A 16,476-nucleotide genomic window follows, 5' to 3' on the forward strand; every position below is an offset into this window, starting at 1 on the left:
ATCAAATGGGGCAGGGGCTTGCTCCCTCCCACAGGGGATTTGTGTAAGACCCATAACCGCATTATTTGGAAACACCATGCCCAACATCCTCCTGGTCGAAGACGACGCCGCACTCTCCGAGCTGATTGCCAGCTACCTGGAGCGCAATGGCTATCACGTCAGCGTGCTCAGCCGGGGCGACCATGTCCGCGAACGCGCGCGGCTCAACCCGCCGGATCTGGTGATCCTCGACCTGATGCTGCCCGGCCTCGACGGTCTGCAAGTGTGCCGCTTGCTGCGTGCCGACTCGGCGGGCCTGCCGATCCTGATGCTGACTGCCCGCGACGACAGCCACGACCAGGTGCTGGGCCTGGAAATGGGCGCCGACGATTACGTCACCAAACCCTGCGAGCCCCGCGTGCTGCTGGCCCGGGTACGCACGCTGTTGCGCCGCCGCAGCTTGTCCGAACCGCAGGTGGCCAACGACCAGGTCGTCATCGGCAACCTGTGCATCGACCTGTCGGAACGCACCGTGACCTGGCGCGAGCAGGCGGTGGAGTTGTCCAGCGGTGAATACAACCTGCTGGTGGTGCTGGCGCGGCATGCCGGTGAAGTGCTCAGCCGCGACCAGATCCTGCAACGCCTGCGCGGGATCGAGTTCAACGGCACCGACCGCTCGGTGGACGTGGCTATCTCCAAACTGCGGCGCAAGTTCGACGACCACGCCGGCGAGGCGCGCAAGATCAAGACGGTGTGGGGCAAAGGCTATCTGTTCAGCCGATCCGAGTGGGAATGCTGAACCATGTTTCGTGTGCTGCTGCGTCTCTATCTGATCACGATCGTCACCTACAGTGCGGCGATCTACCTGATTCCCACGCTGGTGATCCAGGTGTTCGAGCACCGCTATGTGGACTACAACATCGAACAGTCCCGCGGCCTGCAGACACTCATCGTCAAGCAATACCAGCGGGCGCCGGTGGAGCGCTGGTCCCAGGTCACCGAGCAACTGGGCCGCGACTTCGCGCCGCTCAAGGTTGAACTGCTGCTGCACCAGGACGCCCGTTACACCCCCGAAGAAGAGCAACTGCTGGCCCAAGGCAAGCCGGTGATCCGCCTGGGCGAGTGGGGGTGGATGGCCGAGGTCAGTGCGCCGATCAACCCGCAGTTCGCGGTCAAGCTGACGATCCCGCCGGACCCGTTGGACATGAACCTGCTGTACTGGTCGATGAACGTACTGATCGGTGCCGCGCTGCTGGCCTGCCTGCTGGTATGGCTGCGCCCGCACTGGCGCGACCTGGAGCGCCTGAAAAGCACCGCCACGCAGTTGGGCAAGGGTAATTTTTGCGAACGCACGCGCATTCCGCCGAGTTCCAACATCGGTAGCCTGGCGACGGTGTTCGACACCATGGCCGACGACATCGAACACCTGCTGAATCAGCAGCGTGACTTGCTCAACGCAGTCTCCCACGAACTGCGCACCCCGCTGACGCGCCTGGATTTCGGCCTGGCCCTGGCGCTGTCCGAAGACCTGCCCCAGGCCAGCCGTGAGCGCCTGCAAAGCCTGGTGGCGCATATCCGTGAGCTGGATGAGCTGGTGCTGGAACTGCTGTCCTACAGCCGTCTGCAAAACCCTTCGCAACTGCCGGAGCGGGTCGAGGTGGTGCTCGATGAGTTTATCGACAGCGTGCTGGGCAGCGTCGATGACGAGCTGGAGAACCCCGAGATTGTCATCGACGTGGTGCTCGACTGCAGCGTCGAGCGCTTCAGCCTCGACCCGCGCCTGACCGCCCGTGCCCTGCAAAACCTGCTGCGCAATGCCACGCGCTACTGCGACAAACGCATCCAGGTGGGGGTCAAGGTGTGCCCCAAGGGTTGTGAAATCTGCGTGGACGATGATGGCATCGGTATTCCGCTGGAGCAGCGCGAACGCATCTTCGAGCCGTTCTATCGCCTGGACCGCAGCCGCGACCGCTCCACCGGCGGGTTTGGCCTGGGCCTGGCGATCAGCCGACGTGCCCTCGAAGCCCAGGGCGGCACCTTGACCGCGCAGGCTTCACCGCTCGGCGGCGCACGGTTTCGCGTGTGGTTGCCCAGTGTGACTGATTAGAAAAACCGGGTGGGAAGGCGCACACTGTGCCCCCGCTTTACCCGAGGAGAGATTGGCAATGTCCGGTGTTCACACGTCTGCGCAACAGGGGTTTTCGACCCAGGCCGTCACTTACGCCCAGGGCCGACCGAACTATCCACGGCAACTCACGGGCTGGCTGGCTGACGTACTGCGCATCGACGCGCAGTCGACGGTGATCGACCTGGGCGCCGGCACCGGCAAATTCACGCGCCTGCTGAACGCCCTGGCGCCGAGCCTGATTGCCATCGAGCCCGTGCAGGCGATGGCTGCGCAGTTGGCCAAGCTGTTGCCGGATGTACGCCTGGTCAACGGCACCGCCGAGTCCATTCCCCTGGCGTCCGCCTGCGCCGATGCGCTGGTCTGCGCCCAGTCCTTCCACTGGTTCTCCACCCAGGCCGCGCTCGCGGAAATCCACCGCGTGCTCAAGCCTAACGGGCGTCTGGGCCTGGTGTGGAATGTGCGGGATGAATCGGTGGACTGGGTAGCGGCGATCACCGCGATCATCACGCCTTACGAGGGCGATACACCGCGCTTTCACAGCGGTAAATGGCGCGAGGCGTTCACCGGCGAGTATTTTTCCGCCCCCGAAATGACGTGTTTTCCCTACAACCATGTCGGCAGTCCGCAGGAAGTGATCATGGATCGCGTCCTCTCCGTCAGCTTTATCGCGGCACTGCCCGCCGCTGAAAAAGCCGAGGTCACCGCGCAATTACGCAACCTGATCGCCACTCACCCGGCGCTGAAAGGCCACGATACAGTGGCCTTTCCCTATCAGACCCAGGCCTACGTTTGCCACCGACTGACGTAAAAGGCATAAAGTCAGATCATATTGATATAAGTGGTTATAAGAAAAATCGCTATCCTGCGGCCAGAATTTTATATGGCCGCAGGTAGTTGTAATGGATGTGGGTAACGTTGGTTTCGTAGTTGCTGGCCTGATCGTTGGTTTTATCGTCGGCATGACCGGTGTCGGCGGGGGCTCATTGATGACCCCGATCCTGCTGTGGTTCGGCATTAACCCGGCCACTGCCGTGGGCACCGACTTGTTGTACGCCGCGATCACCAAGTCCGGTGGGGTGCTGGTGCATGGCAAGAACAAGAACATCGACTGGACGATCACCGGCTGGCTCACCCTGGGCAGCGTGCCCGCCGTGCTGTTGACCCTGTGGTTCCTCGCCAGCCTGCACACCGACCCCAGCGCAATGAACGCCGTGATCAAACAGGCCTTAGGTGTGGTGCTGCTGCTGACCGCCCTGGCCATTCTGTTCAAGCATCGCCTGTTGGCCTTCGCCCAGCGCCATGCCGGCGATGATTACCACATGCACCCGCGCAACCTGAACGCGCTGACGGTGGTCACGGGGGCGGTCCTCGGCGCCATGGTGGCACTGACCTCCATCGGCGCCGGTGCCCTCGGTACCGTCGCATTGTTTATCCTTTACCCCTTCCTCGCCACGCGGCGCCTGGTCGGCACCGAGATCGCCCACGCCGTGCCCCTCACGCTGGTGGCGGGCCTGGGCCACGCCGGCATGGGCAATATGGACTGGCACCTGCTGGGCTTTTTGCTGATGGGGTCGCTGCCGGGGATCTACATCGGCAGCCACATGGCCGGCAAAGTCCCGGACGGCGTGCTGCGTCCGTGCCTGGCGATCATGCTGATGACCATCGGCTATAAACTGGCTTTCTAAGGTACGCGGTCACGTATTGCCGCTGCTCACCGCCTTGATCAAACCGGTGGCTTGAACAGCACCACCGCCGCGCGCAGTTTGTTGTTGCCGAACCGGCACATGCGCTCGAACTCCGCGTGGCTGACCGGCAGGTGCTGGCAGTCCAGGGGCTGGCGGTGCTGGCTGTGGTCCACATCCGGGTCGTGCAGGTAGACGAAGTCGTCGTCGCAGTCGGTGACCATCACCCAATGCGGCGACTTGGAGCGGGTCAGGCGATAGCTGCTGATCAGCACCAGCGGCTGCCCGCCGTCGCGCAGTACCCTGGGCAGATCCAGCGCGCCGCCGAGTACTTGTTCGACCGTGCTGGCGGCCAACTCTTCCTCGAAGGCGTCATGCACTAAACGCATGACGTCCTTTTTATGCTGATCGCGCACGCCGTCGAGAAACAACGGCCCACGCACGTTCACCTGCATCCGCACGCGAAAGCCCCGACGCCAGGCGGCCAGCGCCAGCCCCTGGGGGCTGCAGCCGCCATGGCCGGCGGTCATGAACACGGTGGTCGCTTCACGCCAGATCTGCAGTTCTTCGCGGCGTGCGGCGACGCGTTCCGGCAGCAACGCGCCCATGGCCATCAGCAGGCAGGCGGCGCCACAGGTGAAGTCGGTGGTTTGCTGGTAATACGGCACACGTTGCACGCGCGCGTCCTGGTGCTGGACGATGCGTTTTTCCAGGCGCAGGGCGGGGGCGTGGTCTTCGTAGTAATCGTTGATCAACGCAAAGCGCCGGTAGCCGTTGCGCTCATACAGGGCGAGGGCGCCGGGGTTGTCGGTGCGTACTTCCAGGCGCAGGTACGCACAGTCGTGCTCCACCGCGCAGGCCTCGATGCGGCTCAACAACTGCTTGCCCAGGCCGAGGCCGCGCGCGTGTTCGGCGATGGCAATCGAGTACAGCCGCGCCAGGGAGGTGCCGCGATGAAACAACACCAGCGCATACCCGAGCAATTGCCCGTCCTGTTCGGCCACCAGCAACTCGGCGTGGGCGCGGCTGATCATCCATTGAAAACTGCGTGGCGACAGCCTGTCGGTGGTGAAACAGTGCTGTTCCAGTGCCACCAAAGCCGGCACATCGCAGGGGGTTGCAACGCGAAAGAAAAGAGCCATATGACCGCCGTAAAAGTTACGTAACGAAACGGGACTTCTCTAAAAGATCGTGCTTAATAGAAAAGGTCGAGTTCTCTAAAGCGGATCAAATATTATGTCTGCGGTACAAAGTCATTGGCGTGAAGTATCCGAGCAAAGCGTCGCGGCGACAATAACTTCCAAAGGTTATTTTTCTGCTCCGCCCAGAGGTGCAAGTCAAGTAGTGATCATTGTCGAACGCAAGGAAGACTGGGCCTCCTACTTCCCTAGCGAAGACATCGTCACGGCCCAGGAGTACCTCGAACAAACCCGCGAAAGCGAGACCGGCAAGCGCGTGCAGGTGATCAACCTGTGTCGCAGCTACAAGTACCTGGGGCACGGTTACTACTGTTCGCTACTGGCCGAAGCACGCGGGCACAAGGTGATTCCATCGGTGCGCACCATCAGTGAACTGACCAAGAAGTCACTGTATGGGCTGGCCCTGGACGACCTGGATAAAACCCTCGATAAAGCCTTGAGTCATCATCTTTACAGCAATACCGAAGGCTTTACGCTGACGCTTTACTTTGGTCGAACCAATATTGATCCGTTGCAGGAGTTGGCGCGCCAATTGTTTGAAGCGTTCCCGTGTCCGATCTTGTTAGTTGAATTCAAAAAGAATAACGGCTGGCATATCGAAGGGGTCAAGTCCGGCGTATTACACAAACTACGTGATGACCAGGAAGATCAATTCGCCCACGCCCTCGACAACTTCAGCCGCAAGATCTGGCGTCAGCCGCGCTCGCGCCGATTGGCTCGCTATGACCTGGCGATCCTTCACGACCCCCAGGAGCAACTGCCGCCCTCCAACGCCAAGGCCCTGGAAAACTTCGTCCGGGTCGGTAAAGGTTTGGGCATCGATGTGGAACTGATCGAGCGCAAGGACTACGCACGTCTGGCCGAATACGACGCCTTGTTGATCCGCGAGACCACCAGCGTCGACAACCATACCTACCGCTTCGCCAAGAAAGCCGAAAGCGAGGGCCTGGTGGTGATGGACGACCCCGCATCGATCCTGCGCTGTACCAACAAGGTCTACCTCACCGACCTGCTCAACAGCCATCAACTGGGCATGCCGGCCACCGAGATTCTCTACAAGGAGCGACCGGAAGACTTCGAACGGGTCGGCGAGCGCCTCGGCTTTCCCTTGGTGTTGAAAATCCCCGACGGTTGTTTCTCCCGCGGGGTGATCAAGGTCGAAAGCCAGGAGGCCTTGCTCAAGGCCACCGCTGAACTGTTCGAGCATTCGGTGCTGCTGCTGGCCCAGGAGTTTTTCTACACCGAGTACGACTGGCGCATCGGCGTACTCAACCGCAAGCCGATCTTTGCCTGTCAATACTTCATGTCCAAGGGCCATTGGCAGATCTACAACCACAAGGCCATCGGCCAGGACATCAACGGCGAATGCCGCACCCTGGCGGTCCACGAAGCCCCCAAGGCCGTGGTGGAGTTGGCCGTGAAGACTGCCAATCTGATCGGCGACGGCCTTTACGGCGTGGACCTCAAGCAATCGGGCGACAAGGTGGTGGTGATCGAGGTCAACGACAACCCCAACCTGGATGCCGGTATCGAAGATGCCTACTTGCAGGACGACTTGTATGGCCTGGTGCTGGAGGAGTTCGTCCGGCGCCTTGAGTTGAAGCGTCAGGGCCAGGTCTGGTGAGTCGCGATGATCCAGCGCTTTGAATTGATCGATGGAAAGTTGCGCAGCGGGGAAGGCGACGAGGCCCCGATCATGTTGTTCAGCAACCCTGACCATGCCGAGCGCAACTGGCTGCTTGAGCACCACAAACTGGACGAGCATGCCCTGGCCTCGGCGCTCGACCCGGACGAAGTCTCACGCATCGAATTTCACCCCGACAACCTGTTTCTGATCTGGAAGCGCCCGGAGAACTACTCCGGCGGTGGCACCCTGGTGTTTGAAGTGTCGTCCTGCGGCCTGCTGTTTTCACCCGGCCGGCTGTTGGTGATCGCCACCGATGAAACCCCGCTGTCCGGGCTCGGCGCCCGGCGTCCGTTGCACACGCCGCTGGATGTGCTGCTCGATCTGCTGCTCAACAATATTCACCACTACCTCGGCCACCTCAAGGTGATCAAGCTGGTCGCGCGGGAGCTGCAGCAGCAGTTCAACGCGTCCATGAGCAACCATCATCTGATGCAGATGTTCAACCTCAGCGAAAGCCTGATCTATTACATCAACGCGCTGCACAGCAACGGCGCCGTGCTGTCGCGGCTGCGCAACCACGGCGAGAAGGAGCATTTCAGCGCCGAGATTCTCGGCCTGATCGACGACCTGATCATCGAGAACCACCAGTGCTACAAACAGGCCGAGATCTATTCCAACGTGTTCTCCGGGCTGATCGACGCGCGCGGCAACCTGATGAACAACAGCATGAACAACCTGTTGCGCAAGCTGACGCTGATCAACGTGGTGTTTCTGCCGCTCAACCTGATCGCCAGCATCGGCGGCATGTCGGAGTTCAGCATGATGACGGCGGGTACGCCGTGGTGGGTGTCGTACCCGCTGTTTCTGTTAGCGATGGGCCTGGGCGCCGGGTTGATGGTGCTCGGGCTCAAGCGGATGGCAGGTGGTGCGAATGTGATGTGAAGCCCCACGCCTGTGGGCGCTGGCTCAGGAAGCGGGTTGCAGGGTGAGCACCTCGAACCCGTTCGCCGTCACCGCCACGGTATGTTCCCACTGCGCCGACAGGCTGTTGTCCTTGGTCACCACCGTCCAGCCGTCCTTCAGGCTGCGCACCTTGGCGCTGCCCTGGTTCAGCATAGGTTCGATGGTAAACACCATGCCTTCGCGCAGCTCCAGCCCGGTACCGGGGCGGCCGAAGTGCAGGACCTGGGGTTCTTCATGCATCTGCCGGCCGATGCCGTGGCCGCAGTATTCGCGCACCACACTGTAGCCATTGGCCTGTGCGTGGCTCTGGATCGCGTGGCCGACGTCGCCCAGGCGTGCGCCGGGTTTGACCTGGCGGATACCGGCCCACATGGCCTCGAAGGTCATCTCCACCAGGCGACGTGCCTTCGGCGAGACGGCGCCGATCATGTACATCTTGCTGGAGTCGGCGATAAAGCCGCCTTTCTCCAGGGTGATGTCGATATTGATGATGTCGCCGTCCTTGAGGATCTGCGTGGCGCTGGGCATGCCGTGGCACACCACTTCGTTGATCGAGGTGTTGATGGAGAAGGGGTAGTCGTATTGCCCGAGGCTCGCCGGGCGGGCTTTCAACTCGTGGCGGATGAAGGCTTCGACGGCGCTGTCCAGTTCCAGGGTGGAGCGCCCGGCGGCAACAAAACCGTCGAGCATGCTGAACACCTGGGCCAGCAAGCGCCCGGATTCGCGCATCACGGCGAGTTGTGCGGTGGTTTTGATCATCAGCTGCGCCCCCGGATCAGGTCGGGTTTGTCCAGCAACAGCTTGTTGATCAGCTCGTTGTAGGGCAGGTGCGGGTTGAGTTCGGCGAGCAGGCCGATCTTGATCCAGAACTCGGCCTGGGCGTTGATGGAGCGGTCCATGGCCGCACTGGCCAGGCGCAGTTGTTCGTGTAATTGGTCGCTGATCTTGACGATGCCCATGTGCTTCACTGTGTCGGATTGATATACGAAGCGTATACGTTTCGTATGTCACTCGTAAAGCCCCTCTCAGCTAAATGGCCCCTGGCCATTGACTTGCCGGGCAGCCGCCGGGTAATTTCGTCACATGACATTTCAAACCTTGTATCGCCAGCCAAGCATTATTACCGCCATTCCTCATTTGGCGGGATAGCGCTCGGCTGCACCCAAACCCGCCCTAGAGGCGGGTTTTGTTTTTCCGTCTCCAGGTGCCCTTACCAAAGCCAGGAGACACCCATGCGCACTTGCCCCGTCCCACAGACCGCTGCCCCGGGACTGCTTGAGCACTACGTAAAAAAAATCCTTGCCGCGCCGGTCTACGACTTGGCCGTGCGCACGCCCTTGCAAGTCGCCCCGGCGCTGTCGCTGTTGCTCGACAACCAGGTGCTGCTCAAGCGCGAGGACCTGCAACCGACCTTTTCCTTCAAGATTCGTGGCGCGTACAACAAGCTGATGCAGCTTAGCGCCGAGCAGAAGGCCTGCGGCGTGATCACCGCGTCGGCGGGCAACCATGCGCAAGGCGTGGCGCTGGCGGCGCGGGAGTTGGGGATCAAGGCGACGATCGTCATGCCCCGCAGCACGCCGGAGTTGAAGGTGCTCGGCGTGCGCTCGCGAGGGGCGCACGCGGTGCTGCACGGTGAGAGCTTTCCGTTTGCCCTGGCCCATGCGTTGCAACTGGCCGAAGCGTCCGGTTGCACCTTTGTCTCGCCGTTCGACGATCCGGACGTGATCGCCGGCCAGGGCACGGTGGGCATGGAAATCCTGCGCCAGCAACCGGGCGCGCTGGACGCGATCTTCGTGCCGGTGGGCGGCGGCGGCCTGATCGCCGGGATCGCCGCCTACGTCAAATACCTGCGGCCCGAGGTGCGTATTGTCGGCGTCGAACCCGAGGGTTCCAGTTGCCTGTTAGCGGCCTTGCGTGCCGGCGAGCGCGTGGTACTGCCCAGTGTGGACGGGTTTGCCGATGGCACGGCGGTGGCGCAGATCGGCGCCTATGGCTTTGAAATCTGCCGGGATTGGGTGGATGACGTCATCACCGTCAGCAACGACGAACTGTGCAGTGCCATCAAGCTGATCTACGACGATACGCGCTCCATCGTCGAGCCTTCCGGCGCATTGGCCGTGGCGGGCATTCGCAGCTATGTCGCGCAAAACCGTGTGCGCGGGCAGACGCTGGTGGCGATCAACTCGGGGGCGAATATCAACTTTGATAGTTTGCGACATGTTGCTGAAAGAGCGGCAGCGCACAGTGTTGGTTAATACCAAGGCCAGGGTTAAACGTTTAATCGGAGCTGTTCGCCGATGATGGCCGTCGAGTGAATTGAGGTGGGGCCAATTTATACAAGACGGTGTATTGCTTATGAGGAAAAGTTACAACGAGAACGGATTTTGCCGAGTAGGCTGATTGATTGTAAGCGTCTTCCAGGGTTGGCAGGACGTGGCAGGCTTGCGCCTGCAAGACTTATAACAATCGATTGGCAGTCTGGAAAGGAGAGGTTGACCATGCTTTCGGAATTAGAACTTCGCAGTATCATTGAAGGAAGTTTCCTGCCTAAACGGTGTGAATGCACCAAAGCTGAAGATGCCTCGCTGACGATCAAGGTGTATGACGACCTTGATCGTGACCGCGTGCATCTGGAAGTCAAAGGTATCAACGCTGACAGACTCGACAGCAGTCGAGCCATTTGCAACCTGATCACCGGGTTGCGCGAGGACCTCAAGCAATCGCATGGGCCAGCGCTGCAAAAAGCAGCAGGGCGCGCCCTCTATTAAGGCTGTTGGTATCGTCGATGGATGGGCCTGGTCAATACCAGGCCCAATGTTGTTTATGCCCGCTGCAGCCGGTGATCGCGGGTTCATTCCAGTTGTTGACGATACGGCAGGTCCGGGCCGGTCTTGCCGCAGGTGAGCGCGGCGGCACGAATTGCAAAGCCCAGCATCGCGTCGATTTGTGCGCGGGTCAGGTGTTGCAGGCCTTCGACCGAATCCAACTGCTGCTCGGTCAGCCAGGCAATCAGCGCGGCCTGGAAGGTATCCCCGGCGCCCACGGTATCGGCCATCACCACCTTCAGCGCGGGTTGCGACCAGTGGCCGTGCTGGCGGCTGAACACGCTGGCGCCATTGCTGCCACGGGTGAGGAATACCAACTGGCAGCGGTGTTGCAACCAGCCCTCAAGCACGCTTTCCGGCGATTGGTCGGGGTAGAGCAGGTGCAGGTCTTCATCGCTGACCTTGATCAGGTCGGCATGCTTGACCAGTTCGGCCACGCGGTCGCGCCACAGCTGGATATCCGGCTGCGGGTTGAGCCGCACGTTGGGGTCGAGGCTGATCAGGCGCTTGCCGCTTTCGCGCTGGACCAGGGCCAGCAGGGTGTCGCCAATCGGTTGCACCACCAGGGAAAACGAACCCACATGCAGCCCGCGAACCTCATCGCCCAGGGTCGGCAGGTGCGCGCGCGTCAATTGGCGGTCGGCACAGCCTTCGCCGCGAAAGCTGTATTGCGGCGAGCCATCGGCGCCCACGGCGACCATTGCCAGGGTGGTCGGCGCGGCGAATTCCACCAGGAACTGCGGGTTGACGCCTTCGTCCCTGAGCACCTGCAACAGGCGACGCCCGAGGAAGTCGGTGGACACGCCGCCAAACAGCGCGGCCTCGATGCCGAGCCGGCGTAAACCGACGGCGACGTTGAACGGTGAGCCACCGGCAATCGCCTTGTAATTGACCTTGGACGCCTGCCCGCTGGGATCTTCCTCACTGAAAAAATCAAACAGCGCTTCACCACACACCAGATACATAGTCGTTCGCTCTTAAAGGGTTGCCACGTGCTGCTGATAGCGCTCGTAGGCGTGTTGATAGGCGCTGACATTGTCGGCCACCGGCAGGGTACGGCTGGCCGGGTCGACGCTCACGCATTTCTCGCACAGGCTGGCCAGGGATTCGCCGGACTGGCTCCACGCGGCCTGGATCGCCGCGCCCAGGGCGGCGGCTTCGCTTTGTTCGGTGCAGATCACTTCGGTGTGCATGATATCGGCAACCATCTGCCGCCACACCGGGCTTTTCGAACCGCCGCCGATCAGGCGGATGCTCTGGCTGTGCAGGCCGGTCTGGCGCAACAGGTCGAGGCCGTAGCGCAAGCCGAAGGTGGTGCCCTCGACCACGGCGCGGCACAGGTTGGCGCGGGTCAGGTTGGTCATGCTCAAGCCGTGCAGGCTGCCGGTGGCGTGGGGCAGGGCGGGCACGCGTTCGCCATTGAGGAACGGCAGCATGCTCACGCCGTCGGCACCGATCGGCGCCTGCTCGACCAGGGCGTTGAAGGCGTTGAGGTCGAGGTCGAACAGCTCGCGAATCACCCCGGTGGCGTTGGTCAGGTTCATCGTGCAGATCAACGGCAACCAGCCGCCGCTGGAGGAACAGAAAGTCGCGACCGACGCCTCGGGGCTCACGTTGGGCTGGTCGGAAAAGGCATACACGGTGCCCGATGAACCCAGGCTCATGGTGATCACGCCGGGGGCGATATTGCCGGTGCCGATGGCGCCCATCATGTTGTCGCCGCCGCCGCTGGACACGATGGCGTCGGGGTTGATACCGAGGCGTTCGGCGATGGTCGGCAGGATCGTGCCGACGGCGTGGTCGGCTTCGATCAGCCTCGGCAAAGCGGCTTGCAGGCGGCCACTGGGGTCGATGTGCTGGAGCAGCGCCACGTCCCAGTCACGGCTGCGCACGTTGAAGTAGCCGGTGCCCGAGGCATCGCCGTATTCCGCGACGGCGCGGCCGGTGAGCCAGTAGTTGAGGTAGTCGTGGGGCAGCAGGATATGCGCGATGCGCGCGAACACCTCGGGGTGCTGCTCGCGGGTCCACAGCAGTTTGGACACGGTGTAGCCCGGCGCAATTGCCACGCCGAGACGCTCCAGCGAAGCGCTTTCGCCACCCAGGTACTGCAACAGGCGCTCGTTTTCGGCGGCGGTTTCGGTGTCGCACCACAGCTTGGCCGGGCGCAGCACCTGGCCGTGGTCATCGAGCAACACCAGGCCGTGTTGCTGGCCGGACACGCCGATGCCGAGGATATCCTGGCCGTCCACACCGGCCTGTTGCAGGGCGCGGTGGGTGGCTTCGGTAAAGGCGTCCAGCCACTCCTGGGTGTGCTGCTCGCGACGGCCATTGGCGCCGCTGATCAGCGTGTGTGCCGCGGCGCCCAGGCCCAGCACTTTGCCGCTGGAAGCGTCGAGGACGATGGCTTTGGTGCCTTGGGTGCCGCAGTCGATGCCGAGGAACAGGTTTTGCTGGGTCATGAGGGTTTGCTCAGCATTGTTGTTGGATTGTAAATGCGCTCCAAATGTGGGAGGGGGCTTGCCCCCAATGGCGGTGTTTCAGTGTCAATGTTCTTTACTGACCCACCGCTATCGGGGGCAAGCCCCCTCCCACAGGTTTAAGCCGGTTTCTTCAGGAGTTGCTGCAGTGTTTTTGTGACGCCGTTGTCGCGCAGGCTCGCATAGCATCGCTCGAACGCTGCCACAAACTCAGCCGACTTGGGAATAGCCGTGCCGAAAATCTCCTCCACCCCGAGCAGGCGCTGACTGATCCGCGCATCATCACCCACCAGCTCCTGGCAGAACTCGGCACGCGGGTCCGGAATTTTGTAGGCCACGCCATTCTCATCGACACCCTTGAGGTACAACGCCCAGGCGGCCACCACCAACGCTGCGCGCTCGGTCTCGCGCCCATCGGCAATCAGGCGGTTGATCGTCGGCACGGTGAACTTGGGAAATTTCGACGAGCCATCGGAACACACGCGCTCCAACTGGTCGGCAATCGCCTGGTTGGAGAAGCGGTCCACCAGGGTCTGCTTGTACTGCGTGAGGTCGATGCCGGGCACCGGCGCCAGGTTCGGCGTGACGTCCAGGTCCATGTACGCGCGCATATACGCGACGAACAGCGGGTCATTCATGGTCTCGTGAACGAACCGATACCCCTTGAGAAACCCCAGGTAAGTCAGCGCCAGGTGGCTGCCGTTGAGCAGGCCGATCTTCATTTCTTCATAGGGCGTTACGTCGGCGGTGAACTGCACGCCGACCTTTTCCCAGGCCGGGCGCCCGTTGACGAACTGGTCTTCCAGGACCCACTGCACAAAGGGCTCGCACACCACCGGCCAGGCATCGTCGATAGCATGCTCATCGTGCAATTGCAGGCGATGCGCGGTGCTGGTCATCGGCGTGATGCGGTCGACCATGGCGTTGGGGAACGTCACGTTGGCTTTGATCCAGTCATGCAGTTCGGCGTTGTGCAGGGCGGCGAAGGCCAGCAGTGCCTTGCGCGTGACGGCCCCGTTGTGCGGCAGGTTATCGCAGGACATTACGGTGAACGCCGGAGTGCCGGCGGCGCGACGCTGGGTCAGCGCGGCGCAGATAAAGCCGAACACGGTTTTCGGTGCCTTCGGGTGCGCCAGGTCGTGCTGGATCTGCGGCAGGTGGGCCATGAACTCGCCGTTGCTGTCGTCGATGCAATAGCCGCCTTCGGTGATGGTCAGCGAGACGATGCGGATCTGCGGGCTGGCCAGTTTGTCGATCAACGCCTGGGCGCCGTCTTCGGCCAGCAGCATGTCGCTGATCGAGCCGATCACGCGCACTTCGGTGTCGTCGCTGTCGCCCAATTCATACAGGGTGAACAGGTAATCCTGACCGGCCAGGTCGTCGCGGGCCTTGCGGTCCTCGGCGCGCAGGCCGACGCCGCATATGCTCCAGTCCAGGCCCTCGCCGGTATTCATCAGCGCATCGGTGTAATACGCCTGGTGCGCACGGTGGAAACCGCCGACGCCGATATGGGCGATGCCCTGACGGGTATCGGCAATGGCGTAGGCCGGGATTTTCACTTCCGGCGCCAGTTGGGTGAGGTTCTGTTTATTCAGTTTCATCACAAATCTCGCGAAATCAGGCGGCGGCGCGCAGTGGGCGGGTAACGGCCACGCCGTCGGTGTCGAACAGATGGCAGTGCGCCGGGTCCAGGTGCAGGTGCAGCGTCTCGCCATACTGGCTGGCCATGTCGCCGCGAATGCGCAGGGTCAGCGGCTCGCCGTTGGCGGTGATGACGTGGCAGAAGGTATCGCTGCCCAGGCGCTCGCCGACGTCGGCGGTGACGGTCAGGCTAGTCTGGCCCGGTGCGGCGAGTTCCAGGTGCTCCGGGCGAATACCCAGGGTCACCGCGCTGCCCACGCTCAGGGTGGCGCCGCTCAGCGGCAGGCTGATCAGCGTACCGGCGTCCAGTTGCACCTCGCAGCCCTGGCCCTCGACCCGCGTGACCTTGCCCTTGAGGAAGCCCATCTTCGGCGTGCCGAGAAAGCCCGCGACAAACAGGTTGGCCGGCTGGTGGTACAGGTCCAGCGGCGAGCCGACCTGCTCGATGCGGCCGCTGTTAAGCACCACCACTTTGTCGGCCAGGGTCATCGCTTCGACCTGGTCGTGGGTCACATAGATCATGGTCGCTTGCAGCTCTTTATGCAGGCGCGCCAGTTCCAGGCGCATCTGCACGCGCAGCGCGGCGTCGAGGTTGGACAGCGGCTCATCAAACAGGAAGATCTTCGGGTTACGCACAATCGCTCGGCCGATCGCCACGCGCTGGCGCTGGCCGCCGGACAGTTGCTTGGGCTTGCGCTCCAGCAGCGGGCCCAGTTCGAGGATGCGCGCCGCTTCGCTGACTTTGCTCTCCACCAGCTGCTTGTCGACGCCCGCGAGGTCCAGGGCAAACGACATGTTCTTGCGCACGCTCATGTGCGGGTACAGCGCGTAAGTCTGGAACACCATCGCCAGGTCGCGTTTGGCCGGGGTCACTTCGGTGATGTCGCGGCCATCCAGTTCGATGGTGCCTTCGCTGACTTCTTCCAGGCCGGCGATCAGCCGCAGCAGCGTGGATTTACCGCAGCCCGACGGGCCGACGAAGACCACGAATTCCTTGTCGTTCACTTCCAGGTCGATGCCCTTGATGATGGAAAAGCCTTCGAAGCCTTTTTGCAGATTCTTGATTTTCAGGTTGGCCATGGGATGGGCCTCCGCTTGGAATTTTTATAGGAAAGCCGTTATTTCACGGCGCCGAAGGACAAACCGCGCACCAACTGTTTCTGGCTGATCCAGCCAAAGATCAGGATCGGCGCGCAGGCCAGGGTCGAGACGGCCGACAATTTGGCCCAGAACAAGCCTTCGGGGCTGGAGTAGGAGGCGATCAGCGCGGTCAGCGGCGCGGCATTCGACGAGGTCAGGTTCAACGACCAGAACGCCTCGTTCCAGCACAGTATCAGCGACAGCAACACCGTGGATGCCAGGCCGCCTTTGGCGATCGGCAGCAGTACGCGGACCATTTCCTGCCACAGGGTGGCGCCGTCCAGGCGGGCCGCTTCGAGGATGTCTTTGGGGATGTCCTTGAAGTAGGTGTAAACCATCCACACCACGATCGGCAGGTTGATCAGGGTGTAGATGATGATCAGCGCGATACGCGTATCCAACAGGCCGAAGCTCTTGGCCAGCAGGTAGATCGGCATCAGCACGCCCACCGGCGGCAGCATCTTGGTCGACAGCATCCACAGCAGCGTGCTTTTGGTGCGTTGGGTCTCGTAGAACGCCATGGAGTAGGCCGCCGGCACCGAGATCAGCAGGCACAAGGCGGTGGCGCTGAACGAAATCAGCACCGAGTTCCACGCGTAGCTGAAGTAGTTGCTGCGCTCGTTGATGTGCAGGTAATTCTCCAGCGTCGGCGTGAAGATGAACTGCGGCGGCGTGGCGAACGCATCGATCTCGGTCTTGAAGCTGGTCAGCACCATCCAGAAGATCGGGAAGAAGATCAGAATCGCGATGGCCCAGGCCAGGGTGCCGAGTAACAGGCTTTGCAGGCGGCGGGATTGTTGAAGCGTCATGGCGCG

At 61.9% G+C, this 16,476-nt stretch carries 15 protein-coding genes and 1 pseudogene; 8 read left to right on the forward strand and 8 right to left on the reverse strand.

Features of this window, described 5'->3' with window-relative positions:
- Positions 1-76 precede the first annotated feature (76 nt).
- The 4 genes from U5A08_RS12850 (at position 77) to U5A08_RS12865 (ending at position 3,792) form a co-directional block, all read left to right on the forward strand.
- Entirely contained in the window at positions 77-778 is a 702-nt protein-coding gene (locus U5A08_RS12850; protein WP_321851804.1) for a response regulator, read from the forward strand.
- Positions 779-781: 3 nt separating this feature from the next.
- A complete protein-coding gene (locus U5A08_RS12855; protein ID WP_253395337.1) occupies positions 782-2,086 on the forward strand; it encodes an ATP-binding protein in 1,305 nt (434 codons plus the stop codon).
- Between the two features lie 58 nt (positions 2,087-2,144).
- Positions 2,145-2,915, forward strand: a complete 771-nt coding sequence (locus U5A08_RS12860; RefSeq protein WP_253395339.1) for a class I SAM-dependent methyltransferase — start codon at positions 2,145-2,147, stop codon at positions 2,913-2,915.
- 91 nt (positions 2,916-3,006) lie between these two features.
- Positions 3,007-3,792 (forward strand): sulfite exporter TauE/SafE family protein, encoded by a 786-nt coding sequence (locus U5A08_RS12865; RefSeq protein ID WP_017848418.1) that lies wholly within the window; start codon positions 3,007-3,009, stop codon positions 3,790-3,792.
- Between the two features lie 38 nt (positions 3,793-3,830).
- Here the strand turns inward: U5A08_RS12865 and U5A08_RS12870 are convergent, their stop codons facing one another.
- A complete protein-coding gene (locus U5A08_RS12870; RefSeq protein ID WP_321851806.1) occupies positions 3,831-4,931 on the reverse strand; it encodes a peptidase C39 family protein in 1,101 nt (366 codons plus the stop codon).
- A 94-nt stretch (positions 4,932-5,025) separates the two neighbouring features.
- Between U5A08_RS12870 and U5A08_RS12875 the strand changes: the two genes are divergently transcribed.
- Both U5A08_RS12875 and U5A08_RS12880 read left to right on the forward strand, forming a co-directional pair.
- Positions 5,026-6,612, forward strand: a complete 1,587-nt coding sequence (locus U5A08_RS12875; RefSeq protein ID WP_247407095.1) for a RimK family ATP-grasp domain-containing protein — start codon at positions 5,026-5,028, stop codon at positions 6,610-6,612.
- Positions 6,613-6,618: 6 nt separating this feature from the next.
- Entirely contained in the window at positions 6,619-7,557 is a 939-nt protein-coding gene (locus U5A08_RS12880) for a magnesium transporter CorA family protein (protein ID WP_321851807.1), read from the forward strand.
- 24 nt (positions 7,558-7,581) lie between these two features.
- Here U5A08_RS12880 and map read toward each other — a convergent pair whose 3' ends face one another.
- Both map and U5A08_RS12890 read right to left on the reverse strand, forming a co-directional pair.
- Positions 7,582-8,337, reverse strand: a complete 756-nt coding sequence (gene map / locus U5A08_RS12885) for a type I methionyl aminopeptidase (protein ID WP_253395345.1) — start codon at positions 8,335-8,337, stop codon at positions 7,582-7,584.
- Entirely contained in the window at positions 8,337-8,537 is a 201-nt protein-coding gene (locus U5A08_RS12890; RefSeq protein ID WP_247407098.1) for a ParD-like family protein, read from the reverse strand. The genes map and U5A08_RS12890 overlap by 1 nt, the downstream gene beginning before the upstream one ends.
- Before the next feature lie 273 nt (positions 8,538-8,810).
- Between U5A08_RS12890 and ilvA the strand changes: the two are divergent.
- Positions 8,811-9,812: pseudogene (ilvA, locus tag U5A08_RS12895) on the forward strand (threonine ammonia-lyase, biosynthetic); the annotation flags it as partial.
- Positions 9,813-10,076: 264 nt separating this feature from the next.
- The gene (locus U5A08_RS12900; protein WP_247408013.1) at positions 10,077-10,346 is read left to right on the forward strand and encodes a DUF1652 domain-containing protein; all 270 of its coding nucleotides are present in this window, start codon (positions 10,077-10,079) and stop codon (positions 10,344-10,346) included.
- An 83-nt stretch (positions 10,347-10,429) separates the two neighbouring features.
- Here the strand turns inward: U5A08_RS12900 and U5A08_RS12905 are convergent, their stop codons facing one another.
- From U5A08_RS12905 to U5A08_RS12925, 5 genes are all read right to left on the reverse strand, one after another.
- Complete coding sequence (locus tag U5A08_RS12905; protein WP_321851811.1) at positions 10,430-11,368, reverse strand: carbohydrate kinase family protein; 939 nt, start codon at positions 11,366-11,368, stop codon at positions 10,430-10,432.
- Positions 11,369-11,380: 12 nt separating this feature from the next.
- Positions 11,381-12,862, reverse strand: a complete 1,482-nt coding sequence (gene xylB, locus U5A08_RS12910) for a xylulokinase (protein WP_321851813.1) — start codon at positions 12,860-12,862, stop codon at positions 11,381-11,383.
- Positions 12,863-12,999: 137 nt separating this feature from the next.
- On the reverse strand, positions 13,000-14,481 hold the full coding sequence (locus U5A08_RS12915; protein ID WP_321851814.1) for a mannitol dehydrogenase family protein: 1,482 nt from the start codon (positions 14,479-14,481) through the stop codon (positions 13,000-13,002).
- 16 nt (positions 14,482-14,497) lie between these two features.
- Positions 14,498-15,601 carry an ABC transporter ATP-binding protein gene (locus U5A08_RS12920; RefSeq protein ID WP_321851816.1) on the reverse strand — a complete coding sequence of 368 codons (1,104 nt, stop codon included), beginning with the start codon at positions 15,599-15,601 and terminating at the stop codon, positions 14,498-14,500.
- 38 nt (positions 15,602-15,639) lie between these two features.
- On the reverse strand, positions 15,640-16,470 hold the full coding sequence (locus U5A08_RS12925; protein WP_321851818.1) for a carbohydrate ABC transporter permease: 831 nt from the start codon (positions 16,468-16,470) through the stop codon (positions 15,640-15,642).
- Positions 16,471-16,476: the final 6 nt, after the last annotated feature.

Origin of the sequence: Pseudomonas paraveronii, from assembly GCF_963681955.1 — a bacterium.
In the GTDB taxonomy this organism is placed as follows: Bacteria; Pseudomonadota; Gammaproteobacteria; order Pseudomonadales; family Pseudomonadaceae; genus Aquipseudomonas; species Aquipseudomonas paraveronii.

What these genes read in the sequence shown, in the direction of transcription:
- U5A08_RS12850 (WP_321851804.1), top strand. Translation starts at nt 77, where the DNA reads ATGCCCAACATCCTCCTGGTCGAAGACGACGCCGCACTCTCCGAGCTG.
- U5A08_RS12855 (WP_253395337.1), top strand. Translation starts at nt 782, where the DNA reads ATGTTTCGTGTGCTGCTGCGTCTCTATCTGATCACGATCGTCACCTAC.
- U5A08_RS12860 (WP_253395339.1), top strand. Translation starts at nt 2,145, where the DNA reads ATGTCCGGTGTTCACACGTCTGCGCAACAGGGGTTTTCGACCCAGGCC.
- U5A08_RS12865 (WP_017848418.1), top strand. Translation starts at nt 3,007, where the DNA reads ATGGATGTGGGTAACGTTGGTTTCGTAGTTGCTGGCCTGATCGTTGGT.
- U5A08_RS12870 (WP_321851806.1), bottom strand. Translation starts at nt 4,931, where the DNA reads ATGGCTCTTTTCTTTCGCGTTGCAACCCCCTGCGATGTGCCGGCTTTG.
- U5A08_RS12875 (WP_247407095.1), top strand. Translation starts at nt 5,026, where the DNA reads ATGTCTGCGGTACAAAGTCATTGGCGTGAAGTATCCGAGCAAAGCGTC.
- U5A08_RS12880 (WP_321851807.1), top strand. Translation starts at nt 6,619, where the DNA reads ATGATCCAGCGCTTTGAATTGATCGATGGAAAGTTGCGCAGCGGGGAA.
- map (WP_253395345.1), bottom strand. Translation starts at nt 8,337, where the DNA reads ATGATCAAAACCACCGCACAACTCGCCGTGATGCGCGAATCCGGGCGC.
- U5A08_RS12890 (WP_247407098.1), bottom strand. Translation starts at nt 8,537, where the DNA reads ATGGGCATCGTCAAGATCAGCGACCAATTACACGAACAACTGCGCCTG.
- U5A08_RS12900 (WP_247408013.1), top strand. Translation starts at nt 10,077, where the DNA reads ATGCTTTCGGAATTAGAACTTCGCAGTATCATTGAAGGAAGTTTCCTG.
- U5A08_RS12905 (WP_321851811.1), bottom strand. Translation starts at nt 11,368, where the DNA reads ATGTATCTGGTGTGTGGTGAAGCGCTGTTTGATTTTTTCAGTGAGGAA.
- xylB (WP_321851813.1), bottom strand. Translation starts at nt 12,862, where the DNA reads ATGACCCAGCAAAACCTGTTCCTCGGCATCGACTGCGGCACCCAAGGC.
- U5A08_RS12915 (WP_321851814.1), bottom strand. Translation starts at nt 14,481, where the DNA reads ATGAAACTGAATAAACAGAACCTCACCCAACTGGCGCCGGAAGTGAAA.
- U5A08_RS12920 (WP_321851816.1), bottom strand. Translation starts at nt 15,601, where the DNA reads ATGGCCAACCTGAAAATCAAGAATCTGCAAAAAGGCTTCGAAGGCTTT.
- U5A08_RS12925 (WP_321851818.1), bottom strand. Translation starts at nt 16,470, where the DNA reads ATGACGCTTCAACAATCCCGCCGCCTGCAAAGCCTGTTACTCGGCACC.